Here is a 15,452-nt window from a genome sequence, read left to right on the forward strand (position 1 = left end):
ATATTTTGTATTGTCTTTACTGGAAGCTTTCTGTTTGGAGGAAAATATCTCCTATCATCCAAGTCACCATTTATTGTCGTTTTATTACATGAAAACAGCGCGTTAGTTTGATGTGTGTCACACTTTTGGGTATTATCAACGCCGTCCTAGATGGTAAATCACACAGAGTGGTGGAAAAATGATTGAGATGTTAGCGCTGCCCCAAATCCTCCTGGCTCGTCTAAAAGCACAAGAGCAGAAAGCCAAACAGCAAAAAGATAGCCAATAGTTGCTTGTGATATAGGTCTATTTCGTAGTTGTAGATCTGGTTGCCTGCCAGATCTACGTAAACACTTGCTTTTCCCTCCTACCTTATACCCGAGTAACCCTTTTCTCTTTTTTTAGCGATTAGCGTCTGTATCTCGCCTGAGAATCTCGTAAGACAAAATGAAATATCTGCGATTCTCAGTGGCATATTCTCGCTCCTAATAAAAGCGACACCTTTTATAACGTTACGCTTGTTCTGCGAGGTGTAACCACCTTCCGATAACAATAACAAGCATTGCAATCTGATTGCAGCTCGAACAATTAAGGGTGAACTTATGCAGTACAATAAGCGTCGAATCTTGCCTTATCGGCTTAACCCCATCGCTTCAATACTGGGTGTCTCAGCATTGGTGGCACTTTCTGTTAACGCGACAGATCTTACTGTGAGCAGCAAAAGCCAGCAACCGCAGCTAGAGCACATCACACAAGCTGAGCTCAATGCGTTGGTCGATAGTGATCCCCATGAAGCCTTTATTACCGCCTTTGAAGTTGGTGATGAGATATTTGAGATTGAAGCCAATGAGCTAGATGGTGTCGGGGCGAATGTTGGTAATGGTGAGCGCTTTTCAAAAGTACCAAGGATGGATCTCGATGGTTCTGAAGAGTGGGCAAGCCATATACCGGCACGAGATACCGGACCCAATGGCCAAGCGTGTACCGAATGCCACTTAAAGCCGTTTGCTGATGGGGCAGGTCCTATTGCAGGTAACAATGTGCGTGACCCTCTGCGCACCGGGGATATTTCTGATTTTATTACCCGGCAGCCACCCCATGTTTTTGGTATTGGCGCAAAGCAGCTACTTGCTGAAGAAATGACGGCTGATCTGCATGCCATTCGAGATGCAGCATCAGACCGGGCCCAAAGCCGAAATAAGGTGATTGTTAGAACGTTGACCACCAAAGGGGTGAAGTTCGGTAAGATTAAGGCGTTGCCAAATGGTGATTTCGATTTTTCAATGATTGATGGTATTGACGAAGACTTGATCGTTAAACCACTGCAGTGGAAAGGGGTTGAGCCGACAATCCGAAGTTTTGTACGTGGCGCCGAGAATAATGAGATAGGGCTGCAGGCTAAAGAATTGGTTGGTGCGGGTAACGACAATGATTTTGATGGTGTTGTTGATGAATTGGGTGTGGGGGATATTACCGCGCTGGCAATTTACCAGGCAGGTCAGCCGCGGCCGGTAACTAAAATCGAATTGGCAAGCTATGGCCTGATGGATTTAAGCCGAGCAGATAAGATGGCAATCCTGAGTGGGGAGTCATTATTCCACCAAGCAAAATGTGATACCTGCCATAAACCTACCTTGTACCTCGATGATCCTGTCTTTAGCGAACCTAGCCAACGTGAAACCCACCGTGATGCAATGTTCCCGAGTGGCGATAACCCGGTTCTGATGGGGCTGAGTCCAGAGAAGGCCATCACGTTTGATTTAACCAAAGACATGCCTGATAACTTGATGACCCTGGCAGATGGCCGGCAGGTGCATTTGGGGAACTTCCAGAAGGACCGGTATGGAAAGACCATCGTTAATATTTTCTCTGATCTAAAACGTCATGATCTTGGTCCGGGAATCGCTGAGTCCGTTGACGAGAAAGACACAGGTCATTCGGTATTTATTACCCAGCCACTGTGGGGTGCGGGCTCTACAGCACCATATATGCATGACGGGCGCTCGCCAACGATTGCCGATGCCATCATGTGGCATGGTGGTGATGCTGCCAACTCTCGTCGAGCCTTCAAGCGCTTGTCAGCCCAAGACCAGCAAGCACTGATTGCCTATGTAGAGAATAATATCTTATTACTTGCTGAAGAAGAGGAAGGTGAAGAGGCTGAAGGGGGACATTCAGGTCTGTTTGATTTATCAAAAGAGAAAGAAGATCTTTTTGGTTTTTAATTCATTTTCCAAGTAATTGGGACATAAACGGGAATAGAATAGAGAAGCGGCTCATGAGTATGAGCCGCTCGCTTTTTAGAGACGAACAAGGACTATTCACTGTTTAGCCAGAGTAAATCTTGTTCGGAAACATACTCTTTGTAACCCGCTTCCCAGCCTTGGATAGCAAGGTTTTCATGCTCGGTATTGAGACACTGGCCAGTATATTGCTGCCCTTGTTTACCGTGTTTATAGGTTTTGTAAGGCAGGCAGTAATCTGCAATACCTTGCTGGTAGCCAAGGCGGTAATCGTTGATCGCGCCTTCTGGCATCTCACTCAGTCTATTGAGTTCGGTCTCTGTGCGAACCAAACGGCCATTCTCACCGTCTTTGACTCCAAGCATTCTCCATTGGTTTTCCTGAGCCAGTTCTGTGTCATAGGACTGACCGGTACAGGCCGCTAAGCTGAGGACAGCTACAAGTAAAACTAGGTGTTTCATCGTCTACCTCCGCAAGCAAATGTGAATTAATCTCCGTTAGCGCAAATAGGTGTCTATCTGGCTGTTGGACAGGTCTTACACTTCAAGTATACCCAAACTACCTCAATATGCAGGTTCAGCGAGAATTTATAAGCTTATAAACAAGTATATAAACCCTCATGAAAAAACGGGCATAAAAGCCCGCTTTTTTAATGTGGTTTATGTCTATCGGCTAGAAAGCAACCGGGCCGGTGCAGTGCGAGGCCAGTAATAGCCGAGGTAGTTCCAGCCAACCCAAAGCACGAGACCGGTTGCAACGACCATTTCAAAAATACCCAACCTTTCGAGCCATGACCAATGGGGGTAATAGATGGCAAACCAATCAGTGAGGCGTTCAAGGGCAACGGCGCTGATCACTGATGGGAAGGTGACCGCGGCTAATGACGGCTGGAAGCGTTGCTTGAGCAGATTGAAGTAGCATAGGTAGACGAGGATGGTCATGGTGATCCCGACACCCGCCAAGGCCCCTGTCAATACTGGGTCCGGCTCGCTGACATTCAACAGGTAAGCGGTCAGTGATAGATTGACTGGAGCGGCCATGATCGCGAGTGTCGGTCTGGCAGGCCTTGGTAACCGCCCGGCAAAACACAAGCGGTAGAGCACAACTGGAAGCATCAGGAAGTAAATGGCAATACACGCATCAGTCATGGCTAAAGCGAAATCGTGGTGACCAAGCTGTGGGCCAGCCAAGGTGCCACTGATGGCGCCAACCGGGTAGAGAAACCAGCTCGGGTACATGTTGGTTAATCGAAAATTTTTGATTTGGCAGAAAAAGAAGAACCCCATCATAAACATATGCAGGGCTAGAGCGGGGTACCAAAGCCAGCGAGCGATTTCCACATGGATTGAAGACAGGTAATCAGACAATACCAGCATGGTCATCGACATTGGGGCCATCAAGCTGCCATAAAGTGGATGGCGGAGATCCTGAATGAATCGCTTGGGGTTTATCAGGTATTTCAGAACAACAGGGATTAACAGGATTGCGCCGATCAGCGCGCCTATCCCGCGGTACCAATCAGCATGTTCAGGGAAGTACAGCGACCAGGCAAGGCCAGTCCCCATTGAAGCCAAAGCAAGCGCGGCTTGGGCCGTTGGAATATGTATCAAAGCATTGGTAAATGCTGCCATTGAGCTATAAAAACCTTCGTTGAGCATAAAACTGACTTGAGAAAGGCATTCTACACCAGTTTGGCAATGAGGTTTCGGGGGATGGATCAAAACACAGTTTGGGGTCGGTCACATTTTAGTGGAAGATTTGGCAAATCAGGTTTGCTAAAAGTGGAATTTAGTACCATATTTAATTTGTGACCTGTAAATGAGCTGATTTATATTTAGCTTACGGAGGAATGAGCTGTTTTCGTACATGTGGCTCAAGGGTACAGGGAGCCGGTTGATGTGAATCAACCACACTAAGCGTCGGTATTGCTTAGTTTACAATTTGGTTAAGTGACAAAAAACTAAAGTACTTCTTCGTCAAAGACAAATGATGTCCGATTTAAATTTGTGACTATATCGGATACGGCATACTCAACGTAATGAGTGGCGAAGCCTCAAGTTGTATTTCAATCAACGCTCTATGTGTGCTGTGTAAGTAGACTGGAGCAACAGAATAGATATAAAAACTAAGCCGCACTGCAATGGTGCGGCTTTTATTTTGCAGCTAAAAAAATATCGCCATTTTCTTGAAAATACTAACCTGTTGTTTTTAAACATTCGTTTGATGTTATCCACAAAAACAGTGGGTAACTTGGCCCAATATACATGTCGAGTGGAATTGCCCGCCCCTGATCGACTCCGGACGGGCAATTAGGGGCTGTCGTTACAGTACAGTGGCGACTCGGCTTGTACGTTCACCGGAGACAGAACGAACTTTCACTCCTGAGGTGACAGCTGGCGGATCTTGAACATCGACCACTGTCCAGCTGTTCCCGTTGTCTGTTGAATATTCAATGTCCAGACCCGGGAAGGGTGAATTTACTTGCAGCAAACCAGATGTAATAGTGGCTCCAGGAACCGGAAGGTTAAATGCAATCCCTGCCGCTTCCATTTTCGGGAATACTTTTTGTGCAGCCAGATTAGCGAAGTGGTTGTAGTCCGCATTTCTTCCCGCTTCATCAACAACGACTTGATTGATGTCATTGGCTTCCCATGGGGCGCGGTGCCAAGCACGTTCAGCCACACCAAGCAGTCTTGGGAATACCATCCCTTCGAATTGCTCTTCGGTACGTACGGTTTCAGCCCATAAGGAGCCCTGTAATCCTAATACTTTTTCTGGTCGCTCTAGTGACTTAACGCCTGCGGCAGCAATGACTTGCTCTTTGGTGATAGGTGCACCAGCACGGGTGAAATCGGCATTGGCATAAAGGTCGTCCGGCATAAAGCCAAACGTCTTGCGGGTATCGGTAAAACGAGGCGCCCAATAATAGCCTCGCTCGTTTGGATCGGGCTCGTAAGGGTGGTCGAAGTACATGTGGGTCGCTTGGTTATACACCACATCATAGCCGTTGTTTGCGAGGTTATAGGCACGGTCAGCCACACCCCACTCCCAAATATTCTGCCATGCGTTGCCGGATACCTTCGTATTAGCCAGCTGGGCACGGGGGTAAACCTTGCCTTCATTCATTAGGCCGTCTTCCCACCCGCCAAGATTAAGATCGTAGTTAGCTGTGATGGTGGCAATACGTTCGACGAAATAGCGGCTGAGATCAGAAATGTTGGTGATCCCATGGCTATTGTTGGCCAGAAAGTCCTGGCAGATAGGCGAGTCTTTCCATGCTCCAGCAATTTCATCCCCACCAAAGTGGAATTTTTTAAGCGGTTGGATATCTTGGTGCAACGAGACTAAATTGGCCACGACGGTATCGACAAAGCGATAGGTTGATTCCATACAGACGTTCATGGCGTTATCTTTGAACATCTGGACAGAGAGGTACTCTGTTTTGTCATCAAAATCCGTGAGTAGGTATTGTTCGGCACCAGCCGTGTCACCTTGTTCCATAAGCTTGGCATAACGTGCTTCCATGGCCTTGATGGCTGCATGGGCGTGGCCCGGCATGTCGAGTTCAGGGATGACTTCGATATTCAGGCTCTTGGCATGATGAAGGATCGCTTTATAGTCATCAGCAGTGTAATAGCCATTGGATTCGGTGGTACCGTCTGGGCCGGCTCCCAAGAACGGTAAAATACACTGTGTCCCGGAAAGATCATGACAGCGGTTGGCGCCCACTTCCGTCAACTCGGGTAAATCTGCAACCTCGATACGCCAGCCTTCATCGTCAGCAAGGCGCAGGTGAAGCTTATTGAGCTTGAATGTGGCCATTTGGTCTAGGAGCTGCAACACCGATTCTTTGCTGCGGAAGTTACGGCTGGAATCCACCGATAGCCCGCGGTAGGCAAATCGAGGCGCATCGGCAACAGTGGCTGCCGGAATGGCTTGTGCGTCTTTTAGCTGAAGTAACGTCTGTGCAGCATAGAATGCACCGGCTTGATCAACCGCTTTGATAGAAATCTTTTCTGCTGCAGTGTCGACAGCTAGCTGGTAGGCTTCAGCCCATTTGTTTTGGCCGTCAATGCTCACCTGTCCCCAGCCGATATGGATCACTTTGCTTGTTTGCGGTGACCATGCAGAAGCCGGCAGACCGAGCTGGTTGGCAAGATACTGGCCTTGCTCTTCATAACCATTGTCAAATACCACGACCCAGCTGTCGTCAAGAAGCAGTTGATCTGTCCCCAGAGTGATAGATGCCGGGGTCGGGATCACACCTTGAATGTTGTTGATAACCGAAAGGTCGGCATTGCGCTGATAACGGTCTTGGGCGGTGAAGGGATCGTAGAAATCGGTGATCAAATCACTGCCGTAACGCTTCCACTTCTTAGGCGTATCAAACTCAGCCACAAAGGGGAGCTCATCGCTGGGTTTCACGGGGACTTTACCGTTGATTGTATTGCTGGTACTGGTGAGCAAGGCCTTGACTTCCTGACCGTTGTCTTCCGATACAATATACCAGTTAGGCATTACATCGGTTTTTGCTATTTGCCAGTCACCACCATCAAACTCAAAGCGGAATGTTTCTCCTGGTTTTAGAGGAGTAAAAGATTCGGTCGGTTCAAGCTTGAATATATCACCATTAACATGGGTCACTTTAAAGGCATTGGTGGCAAGGCTTTTCACCATTCGGATATGGCTGAAATAAATCGCCCATCCGGAAGCCGGCAGTTCAGTATTGCTGCTGTTGGCAATAGCGATTTCACCACGGAAGGTACGCCAGTCATCTTGGGTATTGTCCAAGACGCCATAAGTAACATCGAGCCCATTACCCAGTTGATTGATGTCATCAACGCTGATGGCATAAGCTGGGGTACTGCAGGCAGCAGCAAGAGCGGCTGATAAAAGTGTTTGCCTTATCATCTCTATTCCTTAGTTCCGTTAAGATTTATTTCGAACCATGAAAGGCTAAATAAAAAACAGAATAAGCAATAGTCATTAGCGGTTATGGTGGTTTTTTATTTTTATATTTATTAATCGCCTCGAGAATCTACTTATGGCTTGTGACTAAGTTGACTATTTTTTTCGAGGCACAGCACAAACGCTATACCTATGGGTAATTTGTTTTTTGCTGGTTATTGTCGTTAGGTTTATCAGTATTCCCAGGGGGAGTAAGCTGTTTCCGTTCGATATGAAAATGAAGGTTGAAAAAGTTAAATTGTTGTTTTTAATGGTTTTGAATTGGTTATCCACAAAAAAAGTGAGTAACTTTATGGTAAATCATTGAGTGGGTTGATGGCGATGCCAGCACTTGGTGCAAACAGGCTCAAAAAAGGGGCTGTACAAGGAACAACGCTTTTTTGAAATAGCGCATTCTTTTCTCAATTGGTGATTAAACCATCGGATATTGTAACGGCAATTTGCTATGTTAAATACGTAAAAGGAATTGCATTTATAAGAGGTTAATTATGACTAGCCCAGTAAAAAATCTGACTATACGCCAGACTTTGCTCGTCACTTTCATTATTCCAACATTGCTGTTGCTGTCTGTGATTGGTTGGCAAACCTATCAGTTAATGGATAAACGCTCCCAAGCCGATGTTGCCCAAGAAACAGTTGCATTATTCCACCTTTATGATGAGGTAGCCCACCAGTTTGCGGTTGAACGTGGGTTAACGGCGGGGGTACTCGGCAGCAAAGGGCTGGGGCCTCAGGTGCAAACCTTAAGAAATCAAAGGACTCTTTCGGACAACGCATACCAGTCATTGTTGGCATTTTCTCCTGAGCACTTGGACAGCCAAGTTGTTGAGCCGTTGTTGGAAGCTGTTCGCTCGCAATTGGATGATCGCCATATAATCCGACAGCAAGTCGATAGTTTGCAGTTGGTGGACTCCCCGTTTGCCTATTACTCTAATATCAATCGATTGGCGTTGGATAACCTTGCGATATTGCTGGCTCAAATTAGTAATGCTGAACTCAAGCAGGAGATGCAGGGCTTACTGCAGTTGCTGATCACCAAAGAGCAGGCTGGAATGGCTCGCGGGGCGCTTAATGGTGTATTCGCCAGCCAGCAATCAAGCCTTGATCGTTATGCGCAAATCCAGGGCTATATCAATGACGAAGCTTATGCTATCCGCCAGGCCCGGTTACTGCTAAGTGGGCAAAATTTACAGCAGCTTGAAGCCATTGTTCGTTCATCGACTTGGCAGCAAGTGATGAGTATTCAGCAGCAGTATCTTGCCCAGAAAGCAGAGTTGGCTGCAGTGAAAGGATCTGATGCACCGAGCTGGTTTGGATTAGCCACAGAAAGAATTTCTGCCGTCAAGGGCCTGCGTGATCAGATGGCGGCTGAACTAACGGCCAACGTGCTGGCTGAAAAGCAAGGTGTGACGAATCAGCTGTGGTTTTTTTCAGGTCTCGTTGCGCTGGTTATTCTTCCTTTGATCCTGTTCACCATTGTGTCTCTCAAGCGGTTAACTCAGCGTGTTACTGCATTTTCAGACAAGCTATCAACGATGGCGACAACGAAAGATCTGACTATTCGTCTTGCTGATAACCGTGATGATGAAATTGGGGAGATCGGTACCAAACTGGATAGATTATCGGATAGCGTAAGCGATACGCTTTATAAGGCCCACTGTGTCGCGAGCCAAACTCAGCAAGAGATGGCGGAGATGGTGAAGCTTATTGCATTGGCAAGTACTGACAGCCAGCAAACCCATACCCGTTGTGACAGTATCGCCACCGCAATGACTGAAATGGCGCAAACCAGCGAACAGGTTGCCGGTATTACCAACGATGCGCAGCACAGTACCGAATTGGCTCGTGGAAGTGCGGAGTCGAGTTATGTCCAGAGTGAGCAATCTCAACAGACAACCTCGCGATTGCTCAACAGTGTCAATGAAACGTATCAGTGCATTGAGGCGCTTGAGCAGCAAATGGAAGGGGTGACCGTTATTCTTGATACGATTAACGCCATTTCTGAGCAAACCAATTTATTGGCACTGAATGCCGCGATTGAAGCCGCAAGGGCGGGTGAGCAAGGGCGGGGATTTGCAGTCGTCGCTGATGAAGTGAGAACCTTGGCCCAGCGCAGCAAAACGTCCACCGAAGATATTCGCCAGTTACTCGATGGCATTACCCAGAATGCGAAAGCGTCATATACCAACATGCAGCAGAGCCGTGAAGCCACGATGGAAACCCAGGAGGTCGTCTCTGGAGCCAAACTATTGGTCGAAGGGCTGATTGGCAACGTCAATGAAATTGCCGAGTTCAATATTGGTATAGCGACGGCAGCGAGCCAGCAATCTCAAACTGCCCGCAGTGTGGATGCCGATGTAGATGGTTTGCTGGAACTTGCCGGAAATACCATGAAGGCGATAGCGGATATCCATGACGAGATGAATATGATTAAACAGCGCATGATGGAGCTTTCTTCGGAAGTTGATAAGTTCCACATCCGTACTGTTGGCTAGTGGAGTTGTGAAGTCCATCCTTAGGTTTGATGGTATCAAGGGGCGGTTTAGCCCCTGTTTATTGCTGGTAAGGTCCCACTCCAGAATGACTCTACAATACCGCTGCATTTGGCGTGATGCAGGTTGTCATTGGCAAGATGAAGCTTATCAGCGTATTGCCGCCCTTCAACGCGTGCTTCAACCCATGCGATGTGATGATCAGTATTGTCTGCCTTGAGTGTCGTTTGGATCAGGTAATCGCTGACACGCTGAATCGTCATCTCAGGCAGCGCTTCAAAGAATTGGCATGAGTCCAGCACACCATGCAGTTGTCCGGCCGAGGTGACAGTTGTCAGAGAGTTTGCGGAGGCGTTTGTGGTTGATATCGCACTTAACGTTAGGGCGAGGACGACACTTGGTAGTCTTTGGCTTTTCATACATTCAATCTCGTGGCAAAGAGGTTGGGAATGCAGATAATTTACCCATTTCCGACTACCAAATGTGGTTTTCAGTTATTCAGCGAGTTAGCTCAACCGCTTTTCCCACCACTCTCGGGCCATCGTGAGTGCTTGTTCTTGATCGCTGCAAATTCCCATCATCTTCAGCACAATCGCTAAGGTTGAAATCACCGCGTATTCACCGTAATGGTTTTCTGCCTCACCGAGCCAGATTTGCTGTAAGAATTCACCACTGATCTCGCCGTGTTTACCCGATGCGCCCTCCAAGTAAGTCGGCCATTCTTCAGTAAATAGCTGGCCCTGAGTGACGCCAGATAAACGGCAGGCGGTACGTGGACTGCGCTCACTCTCACCGCCTTCTCCTTTGAAGGCGACCATGTTTTTGTCTCCAACCAATTGGGCGGCTTCGGCGTGGAGCTGCTCATAGCCTTGGTGGAATATGCCATGGATGGAGTAAGGGGCGGCAGTCGGGTTGAGTGCCCGGGCTACCGTGTTAAGCGGCGTTCTCAGCCCCACTAAATTGCGCAGTGCCAGTAAGTCGATGAGTGGTTCGCAATAGCTGGAGAGGGGGATGTAGCAAATATTATCCTTGGCAAGGATACGTCTGGCTTCATCAGGCGTTGCGGCTTGCGGAATCTCCAGTGCAGGGCAGGCACTTTCAACCTGATATTTGATCGCGTCGACCGCCATATGACCGCTCAATATTACCCGAATACCATTTTGGGCTAGTAGTTTGGCTGCCAGTAATAACCAAGGCGGCTGGCGGCGTTTACCCGCAAAACAAGGCCAGTCGACATCGACGTCCAAATCACGCCACTCAGGTGAAATACGGCCGCGTAATGACTGGATATATCCGGCGGCCTCTTCGCTGGTCTCACAACGGACACGTTGCAACATCAGTAGGGTGGCAAGTTGCAATAAATCGGCCTTGCCGTCGAGGTACATATCCAGCGCTTCACGCGCTTCATCTTGGGTGAGCGGGCGTCGGCCCTTCTCGCCGCGGCCAACATGTTTAATAAATTCTGAAAAAGCAGTCATGGTGTCTTCCGTGTCAATGTGCTCAAGTATATTAGCACTAAGCTAATAAATTTATTCACATAATGAAACAGGATTGTCGTCCGGTCATTTCTACACTTTTGTCGGTGCTTGCCTACACTTATTTCTGGAAACTAAGTTATAACGTAATCAATAAGGATGATCGGAGCCTGTTATGAGAACACATGTAATGCTTGGTGCGTTGCTGGCAGCGATGTCTTTTGGGACAAGTGCAACCGAAGGTCGGGTGATTGAGTACAAGGTAAATGATGAAGCCTATGAAGGGTACTATATTTCGCCCTCAGAGGATGCGCCTTTAGTGCTGCTTATCCACGACTGGGATGGCTTGACTGACTATGAAGTCAAGCGTGCTGAGATGCTGGCAGAGCAAGGCTACGCGGTGTTTGCTGCTGACTTGTTTGGTGCCGGGGTACGGCCGACCGAAGTGAAAGACAAACGACAGCATACTGGCGAGCTCTACAAAGACCGGCAGAAAATGCGTGATTTGATGAATGGTGCGTTGCAAATGGCGGACTCGCTCGGTGCCAATACCGATAAATCCGTTGCAATGGGGTATTGTTTTGGTGGTGCGGCAGTTTTGGAATTGGCCCGTTCCGGTTCCGACATGAAAGGCTTCGCTACTTTCCATGGCGGTTTACAAACCCCACAAGGGCAAGATTATTCAAAAGCAAAAGGGAATATCCTAGTCCTTCATGGCGCGGCGGATACGGCGATCCCTATGTCTGATTTTGCCGTATTATCGGGTGAACTCGAAAAAGCCGGCGTGAGCAATGAAATGATTGTGTACAGCGGTGCGCCACATGCCTTCACGGTGTATGGTTCTGATAACTACCGTCAGGATGCTGATTATAAGTCTTGGCAGCGCTTTATGACTTTTCTTGATGATGTTGAATGGTAGTCAGACGTTTTCCCTCGCAAAATATGAAGCGGTATGGATATATTGAAAGCCAGCAAATAAATATAAGGATGACAATATGCTCTATGTGACCACCCCTGAGGTGTATGGCCGCGAAATTAAGGACGTTTTAGGCACCGTTACTGGCAATGTGGTGCAATCCAAGCACGTCGGCCGCGATATTATGGCAGGGTTTAAGACTATCTTCGGCGGTGAAATCCGTGGCTATACTGAGATGCTGACCGAAGCCAGGCAGGAAGCCACCCAACGAGCAATTGCTGAAGCTGAAGCGTTAGGTGCCGATGCGATTGTGAACGTACGTTTTACTACGAGCGCCATCATGCAAGGGGCGTCTGAAATTCTGGTTTATGGCACGGCAGTGAAGTTGCGTTAGGCGAGGATGTGCTATTTCATATACAAAACAGCCCCGCAATATTGCGGGGCTGTTTGTTTATTTCTTCTTTATACCATGATGACTTTCACCGCGAGGCCAAGCAAGACGGCACCTGATAAGCGGTCGATAAGCAATGCATGGTTGCGTAGGCGAGTCATGGTATTTGGCCGTGATAAAACACAAGCAATGAACGAATACCATAATGCATCAAGGACAACAGGTGTCAGCACGATGATCAGGCGGCTAGTGAAGTCATTCCCATCAGCTACAAACTGGCTGAATAGAGCGAGGAAGAAGATGATAATTTTCGGGTTGAGTAGGGAAATCATAAAGCCGTCACGGGCTGACTGCAGAAGGGTATTCTCTTTACCCTTGGTGATTTTGTCGGAAAGCCCGCCCTTAGAGCGTAAAGAGCACACTCCTAGATAAGCCAAGTATGCAGCCCCAGCGTAGGCAATCGTATGAAAAAAGATCGGGGAGTTTTTCAGGGCAACGGCCAAGCCCGCTAATGACAGTGCGGCATAGATGCCAACACCAACGGCGTGGGAAAGGGCGGTGATAATACCGTGGCGTCTACCGCCAGCAAGTGTATTCCTTGACACCATGATGACGGATTGTCCCGGTGTCATGGTTCCCAGTAACGTGACGACAAATAAAGAAATGAATACAGTTAGAGTCACAATAACCTCTTAATATTAAACGTATAAATGTAATTTTTAGATACAACTTGGTCTTTGATGGGGTGGTTACCAAGGTACGTTTAGTAGATTATTGTGCGTAGCTGCGTGAGCTACTGATGTTTTGAAACTGCTCATAGGTGCGATGATACATAAAAGCAAATAACTGTAAAAGAGCTCGCGGTAGATTTTTATTCGGTTTTAGGCTCAATTTTTATGACTAACTGATGGCGATGGGTCAGTTCCGAAAATGGCTAGTATTGTCGAGGCGGCAGGGTAGACTAAAAGAAGAATTAGCAACCCTGAAAACAAACGCGAGCTGAAGGACACACTACCATGATGACCCCCGCCCAATGCCAGCAAGCCCGCTTGGCGCGAGACAGACGCTATGATGGCCTGTTCTTCACCGCAGTGAAGACGACCGGTATCTTCTGCCGCTCGATATGTCCGGCCCCGCCACCACTGGAAAAAAATGTGGAGTATTTCCCTTCTGCCGTTGCGGCAGCGCAAGCAGGCTATCGCCCTTGTTTACGCTGCCGACCAGACAGTGCGCCGGGCTCGCCGGCATGGCGGGGGAAAAGCACGACTTTTGTGCGGGCGCAGCGCTTGATTGACGAAGGGGCGCTGATTGAAAGTGGCTTGGCACAGCTGGCGGAGCGACTAGGTGTAACCGATCGCTACCTGCGAAAACTATTCAATGAAGAAATGGGGCTGTCGCCCAAAGCTTATAGCCTTTACCAGCAATGCCTGTTGGCTAAAAAGTTGCTGCACGAAAGCCAATTGCCCATTACCGATATTGCGTTGGCGAGTGGCTTTAACAGCATCCGCCGCTTCAATGATTGCTTCCACCAACACTTTTCACTGACGCCGTCGCAAGTGCGTAAGCAGCTTAATGAAGCTGAGCTGAGTAGCCATACGGAAAACCAAACTCAGACCGTGACGGTCAACCTGTCGTATCGTCCGCCTTATGATTGGGAGTCAGTACAAGCGTTCTTTGCCTCTCGTTTGATTGAAGGGCTGGAGTGGCTGGACGAAAACAGCTATGGCCGAACGTTCGGTAAAGCATACGGACAGGGCTGGTTCACCGCTTATCATGAGGCAGACAAAACGCGATTTCGGGTTGAACTGCATCTTTCTGACTTGCAGTGCCTACCAAGAGCGATTGCTAATATTCGCCGTTGTTTGGATTTGGATGCGGATTCAGGCTTGATTGATAGTGCGATTGAAGCGGCAATGGGGCAGCCCTTGACTCAAACGGGTCTACGCCTGCCGGGGACTTGGAGCCCGTTTGAGGCTGGTATACGGGCTATCTTGGGCCAGCAGGTATCGGTAAAAGCAGCACGTAATCTGGCAGAGAAGCTGATTTTAATGAATCCGGATAACCTTCCAGAACGACTGTTTTTCCCTGAGCCTGAGGCTTTCGTTGATTATGACTTGAACCAGCTTGGTATGCCTGAGCGCCGCCGGGAAACCTTGCGGGTCTTCGGCCGTTATGCTGCTGAGCAGGACATCGATGATCCGGATGCCTTGCTGGCATTACCGGGGATTGGCCCGTGGACGGTGGATTATCTGAAGATGCGTGGTCTGAGCGACCCCAATATTTTCCTTGTCGGTGACTTGGGAGTGAAGAAAGCGTTGCAGCAACGACAAGTGCAGCAAGAGCAGCGCCAAGACAAAACCAGTATGCAGCCTTTCCAGCCAGAATTGGCCGCCCCTTGGCAGAGTTATTTAACCTTATATTTATGGAAAACATTATGAGTAACCAGCTTATCAATACCCCCATCGGCTGGCTGAATGTCATGGCGAGCGTTAGTGCGATTACTGCGATTGAGTTTGCCGCTGATCCTGAGCAACAACAGCATCCCTCAGAGACAACAGAGCAGTGCTGCCAGCAACTGGCAGAATACTTTAACGGCCAGCGGGAGCATTTTGATGTGGAACTGGATATGGCCGGCACGGCATTTCAAAAAACAGTTTGGCAGGCGTTGAATGGCATTGGGTACGGGGATACATGCTCTTACGGTGATATCGCCAATGATATCGGTAACCCAAAAGCGGTGCGTGCTGTCGGTGCGGCCAACGGCAAAAATCCCGTTCCCATTATTGTCCCTTGTCACCGGGTGATCGGTAGCTCTGGTAAGTTGACTGGATATGCTGGTGGGCTGGATATCAAGGTATGGCTACTTGAGCATGAAAAGCAGCATTTCGTGAAATAACGGCGCATCTCTCGGTCTACTTTTCGAAGGCACATCGGTATCAACATTTATTGATTTCCATACTATTGCTAACCACGAAATTCCGATAGGGT

At 48.3% G+C, this 15,452-nt stretch carries 12 protein-coding genes; 6 read left to right on the forward strand and 6 right to left on the reverse strand.

The features are described from left to right. Positions 1-581 precede the first annotated feature (581 nt). Positions 582-2,204, forward strand: a complete 1,623-nt coding sequence (locus tag L4D79_RS09940; protein ID WP_428650713.1) for a di-heme oxidoredictase family protein — start codon at positions 582-584, stop codon at positions 2,202-2,204. A gap of 92 nt (positions 2,205-2,296) precedes the next feature. Here L4D79_RS09940 and L4D79_RS09945 read toward each other — a convergent pair whose 3' ends face one another. The 3 genes from L4D79_RS09945 to L4D79_RS09955 all read right to left on the reverse strand — a co-directional run bounded on the left by L4D79_RS09945 (position 2,297) and on the right by L4D79_RS09955 (position 7,133). Further along, positions 2,297-2,683 (reverse strand): DUF2799 domain-containing protein, encoded by a 387-nt coding sequence (locus L4D79_RS09945; RefSeq protein WP_428650716.1) that lies wholly within the window; start codon positions 2,681-2,683, stop codon positions 2,297-2,299. Between the two features lie 204 nt (positions 2,684-2,887). Then, positions 2,888-3,853, reverse strand: a complete 966-nt coding sequence (locus tag L4D79_RS09950) for a TDT family transporter (protein ID WP_428650718.1) — start codon at positions 3,851-3,853, stop codon at positions 2,888-2,890. Between the two features lie 691 nt (positions 3,854-4,544). Continuing rightward, positions 4,545-7,133, reverse strand: coding sequence for a beta-N-acetylhexosaminidase (locus L4D79_RS09955; RefSeq protein ID WP_428650721.1), 2,589 nt, complete (start codon positions 7,131-7,133; stop codon positions 4,545-4,547). Between the two features lie 545 nt (positions 7,134-7,678). Between L4D79_RS09955 and L4D79_RS09960 the strand changes: the two genes are divergently transcribed. Further along, positions 7,679-9,685 (forward strand): methyl-accepting chemotaxis protein, encoded by a 2,007-nt coding sequence (locus tag L4D79_RS09960; protein ID WP_428650724.1) that lies wholly within the window; start codon positions 7,679-7,681, stop codon positions 9,683-9,685. A gap of 47 nt (positions 9,686-9,732) precedes the next feature. Here the strand turns inward: L4D79_RS09960 and L4D79_RS09965 are convergent, their stop codons facing one another. Both L4D79_RS09965 and L4D79_RS09970 read right to left on the reverse strand, forming a co-directional pair. Continuing rightward, positions 9,733-10,101: a hypothetical protein gene (locus L4D79_RS09965; RefSeq protein ID WP_428650727.1), complete on the reverse strand. Its 369-nt coding sequence runs from the start codon at positions 10,099-10,101 to the stop codon at positions 9,733-9,735. A gap of 87 nt (positions 10,102-10,188) precedes the next feature. Next, on the reverse strand, positions 10,189-11,190 hold the full coding sequence (locus L4D79_RS09970; RefSeq protein WP_428651755.1) for a glycosyl transferase family protein: 1,002 nt from the start codon (positions 11,188-11,190) through the stop codon (positions 10,189-10,191). A 142-nt stretch (positions 11,191-11,332) separates the two neighbouring features. On the opposite strand from L4D79_RS09970, the gene L4D79_RS09975 reads away from it, so the two are divergent. Next, on the forward strand, positions 11,333-12,076 hold the full coding sequence (locus tag L4D79_RS09975) for a dienelactone hydrolase family protein (protein ID WP_428650730.1): 744 nt from the start codon (positions 11,333-11,335) through the stop codon (positions 12,074-12,076). Positions 12,077-12,152: 76 nt separating this feature from the next. Next, positions 12,153-12,467 carry a heavy metal-binding domain-containing protein gene (locus tag L4D79_RS09980; RefSeq protein ID WP_428650733.1) on the forward strand — a complete coding sequence of 105 codons (315 nt, stop codon included), beginning with the start codon at positions 12,153-12,155 and terminating at the stop codon, positions 12,465-12,467. Between the two features lie 68 nt (positions 12,468-12,535). Here L4D79_RS09980 and L4D79_RS09985 read toward each other — a convergent pair whose 3' ends face one another. Further along, entirely contained in the window at positions 12,536-13,147 is a 612-nt protein-coding gene (locus L4D79_RS09985) for a LysE family translocator (RefSeq protein WP_428650736.1), read from the reverse strand. Between the two features lie 333 nt (positions 13,148-13,480). Here L4D79_RS09985 and L4D79_RS09990 point away from each other — a divergent pair, with 333 nt between their 5' ends. Next, on the forward strand, positions 13,481-14,902 hold the full coding sequence (locus L4D79_RS09990) for a DNA-3-methyladenine glycosylase 2 family protein (protein WP_428650739.1): 1,422 nt from the start codon (positions 13,481-13,483) through the stop codon (positions 14,900-14,902). Further along, complete coding sequence (locus L4D79_RS09995) at positions 14,899-15,360, forward strand: methylated-DNA--[protein]-cysteine S-methyltransferase (RefSeq protein WP_428650742.1); 462 nt, start codon at positions 14,899-14,901, stop codon at positions 15,358-15,360. Before L4D79_RS09990 ends, L4D79_RS09995 begins: the two co-directional genes overlap by 4 nt. The last annotated feature ends 92 nt before the right edge of the window (positions 15,361-15,452 follow it).

Origin of the sequence: Photobacterium satsumensis (genome assembly GCF_050336935.1) — a bacterium.
Taxonomy (GTDB): Bacteria; Pseudomonadota; Gammaproteobacteria; order Enterobacterales; family Vibrionaceae; genus Photobacterium; species Photobacterium satsumensis.